This window comes from Frankia sp. CoBUL1 (genome assembly GCF_978021245.1).
Genome location: NZ_CDXDOS010000237.1, coordinates 1 through 5,300, shown reverse-complemented (window position 1 = coordinate 5,300; position 5,300 = coordinate 1). Strand labels below are relative to the sequence as shown.

Below are 5,300 nucleotides of genomic sequence, written 5' to 3'. Positions count from 1 at the left end.
ACCAGTCGGGAAGACCACGGACAGGTCAACAGCCGCAGGATCTGAAGGACCGACAGGTTAAACGACAAGCTCAGGACCCGCATCTGTTCCATGACACGATCGCGGCGAACCTCCGTTACGGCCGGTTGGACGCGACCGACGACGAGCTGCGTGCCGCCCTGGCGGCCGCCAGCCTCTCCGCTCTGCTCGACCGGCTGCCCGAGGGTCTGGCGACCCGGGTCGGCGCTCGGGGCTACCGGTTGTCCGGTGGTGAGCGGCAGCGGTTGGCCATCGCCCGGGTCCTGCTGCAGTCACCACGGGTGCTGGTGCTGGACGAAGCGACCTCGGCGTTGGACACCGTCTCCGAGGCCGCCGTGCGCACCGCCCTGGACCGGCTCGCGGTGGGGCGGGCGTGCCTGGTGATCGCGCACCGGCTGTCCACGGTGATTGACGCCGACCGCATCTACGTGATGGACCACGGCCAGATCGTCGAGGACGGTACGCACAGCGAGCTGCTCGCCGACGGCGGTGCCTACGCCCGCCTCTACCGGCCCACCGTCGTCTGATCGGGTGGGGGCTGTCGGTGGTGGTGCCGTTGCGAGCTGGCCGGCGGGAGGCCGTTACCCGCGTCGGCAGCCTTCCCGGTGCGCCCGGACCGCCCGTAGCACGCCCCGGGCGAGCAGGAACAGCACGAACAGCATCCCGCCGGCCGGCAGCGCGACCAGAAGCGCGGAGACGACCTCCGCGAATGCGGTGACCAGCTTCCCGTCATGGGTCGCCCGGCCCGCCAGCCCGAGATAGTCCCACATGGCCCGGGTCGTCCGGGTAAGCGCGAACGGAACCGAGACCATGAGCACGACCAGGTTCACCAGGATCAGCGGCGCCGCGAGCAGCGCCCAAGCGGTCACCACGATCCGGGCCGGCCGGGTCAGTCCGTCCGGTCGGGTCAGTCCGTCCGGCTGGGGCCGTCCTGCTGATCGGGCAGGCCGCCCGCGCGGGACGCGGTTGCGTCGCCGTGGCAGCGTCGCGCGTAGCGCCGGCCCCATCCGGTTGAACAGGTCCGGTACCCCGGCCAGGTCGCTGACGATGTAGTAGCCGTCCAGCCGGACGAAGGGCGCAAGCTGGCGCATGGCATCCAGGTGGACAAGGACGACGGCGGTCACCAGCACACCGGCGTGGGTGAGCGCGAGAGCCCCGGCGAGCAGCAGAACGAACAGTCCGTTGAAATAGATGCCGCCGAGGTCGGTGCGCAGCCGGCCGAGCCGGCTCAGCCGGTAGGAGTCGGTGACGTCGGTGAAGAAGGCCGGCCACACCAGGTACATGCCGAAACCGATGACTCCCGGGCGGGCACCGCCGTAGTGGCAGGCCGCGGCGTGCCCGCATTCGTGGAACAGCGCGCCGGCGAGGGCCAGGCCGACCACCACCAGGATCAGGGCCGGGGTCGCGAGCACCTCCGCCGCGCTGTCTCGGACGCTGTGCCGGGCGAACGTCCACACGTCGGTGACCACCAGCAGGGCCAGCAGCAGGGCCACGGCCGCTGGCCGGAACAGCATCGCGAACACCCGGCTGACCCGGTGCACGGCCGGCGCGGGTAACAGGGTGTGCCGGGCTGCGAGTGTGAACAGCGCCTTCGCCCGTGGTGCCGGGGTGACGCCGTTCTCGCTGGCGATCAGGCCGAGTGGCATGAGCCGATCCGCTACGAGGTACGCGACGTCGGCGCCACTCATCCGGCGGGCGCAGACCACCGTGACCCGGTCGGCAATCGCGGCGACGTCGCGGGCGCCGTCCGCCGCTTCGAGGATGTGCGCGAGCAGTTCGGTGAGTGCGACGACCTGACCGTCGGCGCGGCGGGCCAGGAAGACGGGTCGGGCCAGGCCCGACCCGGTGAACTCGCCGAGTAGCGCCAGGCCGTCGGCCCGGCTCGGTCTGGCGGGTACCTCGGTCGGCCCGGGAACGCCCGTCGGATCGGTGACGCCGGTGATATCGGTGACGCCGGTGATATCGGTGAGGTCGGGCGTCCGGTCCGGTTTGGAAGGCACCGGCGGCATCGTTGTCGGCCGGGTGGACGACCGGGTGGACGACCGGGTGGACTCGGTCATCTGCGTCCCATCCTCATTGTCATGAACTGGCGGGAAGCCGGCCGCCGGTCCGTCGACCGGCGGCCGGCCGGGTGACCACCCCGGAGGAATCCGGCGGTGTATCTGTCGATCGTAGTGGTAAAGTGGTAAAGCGGTCGGTGTTATTTCTGTATGATGATGTTGATGCTCGGTACCAGCGTGATGAGAATGGGCAGAAATCCACCGGCGACCTGCGGCTCCGCATGAGCGTCGATCTGTGCCATTTTCGACCAGGGGGAGCCGACCGGAAAGAAGGTTGGGTCAAACTCCTTCCGACCGATCTCGACCGCGGCGAGAGTCGTCCGCTCGGGTAGTAGTTCCGCCCATTCCAAGAACAGTTCTCCATTCAGCTTGCCGGCGCAGTTGCCCGTGATATCGTTCATTCTTGTTTCCCACCGATCTGAGTTGCCTCGGATATTCGGGCGGTGGGAACGCTAGCCACCGCTCAACCTGGTGGCCAGTACCTGCACAAGGTGTGTCACGGTCGTGCCAGCGTCGGTCGAAACTTCGGCTGGCCTTCTCGGATCGGCCTGACTGAGGCGAGGGCATGCCTTCCGGCCGGCCGAAGGATAGTCGGCCGGCCGGTGGCCGCGGGTGCACGGTGCCCTTGGCGACCTCGGGAGAACGTGGTCGGGTGCGGTTACCCGGCCGGGGAGACCGGCGTGAGGAGCAGAATCGTTCCGGAGCTCACCACTGCTCGATGCGGTTCCAGCTGTTGGCGATGGTTTTGACGAACGCTCCGTCGCTGTAGGCGGTCTGCGGCTCCGGATGATTATCGATTTGGGCGTTGTTGCTGCCCGGCGAGCCGACCGGGTAGAAGGTGGGGTCGAACTCGGTGCGGTTTATCTCGATCGCAGCCAGGGTCATGCGCTCGGGCAGCAGCTCCGCGTGTTCTTGCGCCAGCTCGACGACGTCTGTCTCCCTGCGGTCCCTCATCTTCTGGCTCCCCTGTGTGTCGCTCGGTACCCGTCATGACGCAGGATGTGGGGCACCGGCCGGTGGCGAGGAATCGGCCGGCGCGGGGTCAGCACTCACCGGAGGGCGCGGCATCTGCGGCATCCGCGGATTCCGCGGAATCCGGTGGTACAACCGAACTGTAGGAGCCGCGGTCACCCTCCGCAACACGGATCTTGTCCTCGGTTGATCTGACCGGTCCAGGCCCACTCGGCGGGTGGTCGGATCATCATCCGAGCCCGGGCGCGAGCCTGGCGTGGGGAAGGCCGATTCTCTACGGATGATTCATCATGGCATTTTTCCCGATGGCGGTAGATGGGTAATCGAAAGCGGTAGGCAATATTGAACTATGATGAATTTTGTCAAAAAATATAAAATAATACTGACCAGTGTCGAACAGTTTCGATCCACTCGTTGATGGACGTTCTCTTCCTCGGGGTTATCTTCGGCGGTGGATATCCGGATGCGGTCCGTTCAAACGACAGCAATTTTTCGCGTGGATGGTAGCGTCGTCGGTGTCCGAGGTCCCGCGTGAACGACGAAGGGTGGACAGGCGATGGCCGCGGCACCGATAGTTCCGCTGCATATACGGCGAGCGCAGTTCGATCCGATCGAGGAACTCGTCCGGATCCGGGACACCGACGGCGTCTGCCGCGTTGTCACCGTGTTCGGGGTACCCGCGTATCTGGTCAGCCGGTACGAGGACGTCCGCGAGATACTCGCGGATCCGGGCAGGTTCAGCAACGTCAATCAGTGGGTCGTAGGTCCTGGCGGTCCCGTCCTGAGTAATGAGGAAATCGCCGAACTGCGGGCGGGGCAGATGCTCGCGTTCGATCCGCCAGATCACACCCGGCTGCGCCGGATGCTCACCCCGGAGTTCACCGTGCGCCGGATGCGCGGGTTGGAGCCGCGGATCCGGGACATCGTCGACGCGGCGCTCGACGAGGTGGAACGGGCCGGCCGGCCGGCCGATCTGGTCGCGACCTTCGCGCTTCCGGTGCCGTCGCTGGTGATCTGCGAGTTGCTGGGGGTGCCGTATTCCGACCGCGCGGAGTTCCAGCACCGCACCCGCCGGCAGATCGACGCCTCGTTGCCGATCGAGCAGCGGCTGGCCCTGCAGCGCGAGGCCCGTGCGTACATGGCCGGGCTGGTCACGCGGGCGCAGGCGGCCCCGGGCGAGGATCTGCTGGGCATGCTGGTGCGCGAGCACGGCGACGAACTGAGCACCGCCGAGCTGGTCGGCATCGCCTCGCTGCTGCTGGTCGCCGGGCACGAGACGACGTCGAACATGCTTGCTCTCGGCACCCTGGCGCTGCTGCGCCATCCCGACCAGCTCGCCATGGTCCGCGACGATCCGGCCCAGGTCGAGCCCGCCGTCGAGGAACTGCTGCGGTGGCTGTCCATCGTGCCCTCCGGTGTGCCCCGCACGACGACGACCGAGGTGGAGATCGCCGGTCACCGCATCCCGGCGGGCGAACAACTGCTCCTGGCGCTACCCGCGGCCAACCGAGACCCGGCTCTCGTCGGGGATCCGGACCGGCTCGACATCACCCGTGGCGCTCCCGGTCACGTCGCTTTCGGCCACGGCGTGCACCACTGCCTGGGAGCGCCGCTGGCCCGGATGGAGATGCGCATCGCGTTCCCCGCGCTGCTGCGACGCTTCCCCGATCTCGCGCTGGCCGTGCCCTACGAACAGGTCGCGTTCCGTGCCCATCATGTCGTACACGGGCTGCACGCACTCCCGGTCACCTGGTGAGACCCGGTCACCTGGTGGAAGAGGGCGGAACAGGAGGGTGTCGCATGAAGATTGTCGCTGATCGCGCCGTCTGTGTCGGCGCTGGGATGTGCGTGATGACCGCGCCGGAGGTCTTCGATCAGGGTGACGACGGCCTCGTCGTCACCCTGATCGAAGAGATCGCCGCCGGTCGGCTGGACGCCGTGCGTCGATCGGTCGCGCTGTGTCCGTCGAAGGCGCTGCGCGTGCTGGACGACTGACGAACGGGTCGGCCGCCCGGCGGGCGTCACGCGGTGCAGCTGCTGGTGAAGCTATCCGTGGGCGGCGTGGATCCCGGCGGCGTGGACATGGCACCTCCGATGCGTCGCGACCGGGGTCGTCGGGCGCACGTCCGGATGGCGGGCGAGATCCGGTCTCCGCTGATCATAATAGGTTGATGAGCTGACGGATCGCGGCGCATCAAGACCCTGATGCCGCCTCAAGACCCTGATGCGTGGTTCCGTGCCGCTCCAGGG

Annotated in this window: 6 protein-coding genes; 3 read left to right on the top strand and 3 right to left on the bottom strand. The window is 67.8% G+C overall.

The features are described from left to right. Positions 1-545 (top strand): ATP-binding cassette domain-containing protein (locus tag AC08OX_RS14615; RefSeq protein ID WP_476608326.1); only part of this gene is annotated, 545 nt, incomplete at its 5' end. A gap of 54 nt (positions 546-599) precedes the next feature. Here the strand turns inward: AC08OX_RS14615 and AC08OX_RS14610 are convergent. The 3 genes from AC08OX_RS14610 to AC08OX_RS14600 form a co-directional block, all read right to left on the bottom strand. Next, on the bottom strand, positions 600-2,078 hold the full coding sequence (locus tag AC08OX_RS14610) for a hypothetical protein (RefSeq protein WP_476608325.1): 1,479 nt from the start codon (positions 2,076-2,078) through the stop codon (positions 600-602). Positions 2,079-2,218: 140 nt separating this feature from the next. Beyond that, a complete protein-coding gene (locus AC08OX_RS14605) occupies positions 2,219-2,479 on the bottom strand; it encodes a hypothetical protein (protein WP_476608324.1) in 261 nt (86 codons plus the stop codon). Between the two features lie 304 nt (positions 2,480-2,783). After that, the gene (locus tag AC08OX_RS14600; RefSeq protein WP_011436037.1) at positions 2,784-3,032 is read right to left on the bottom strand and encodes a hypothetical protein; all 249 of its coding nucleotides are present in this window, start codon (positions 3,030-3,032) and stop codon (positions 2,784-2,786) included. Between the two features lie 574 nt (positions 3,033-3,606). Here AC08OX_RS14600 and AC08OX_RS14595 point away from each other — a divergent pair. Then, complete coding sequence (locus tag AC08OX_RS14595; protein ID WP_476608323.1) at positions 3,607-4,806, top strand: cytochrome P450; 1,200 nt, start codon at positions 3,607-3,609, stop codon at positions 4,804-4,806. A 44-nt stretch (positions 4,807-4,850) separates the two neighbouring features. After that, complete coding sequence (locus tag AC08OX_RS14590) at positions 4,851-5,045, top strand: ferredoxin (RefSeq protein ID WP_476608322.1); 195 nt, start codon at positions 4,851-4,853, stop codon at positions 5,043-5,045. The last annotated feature ends 255 nt before the right edge of the window (positions 5,046-5,300 follow it).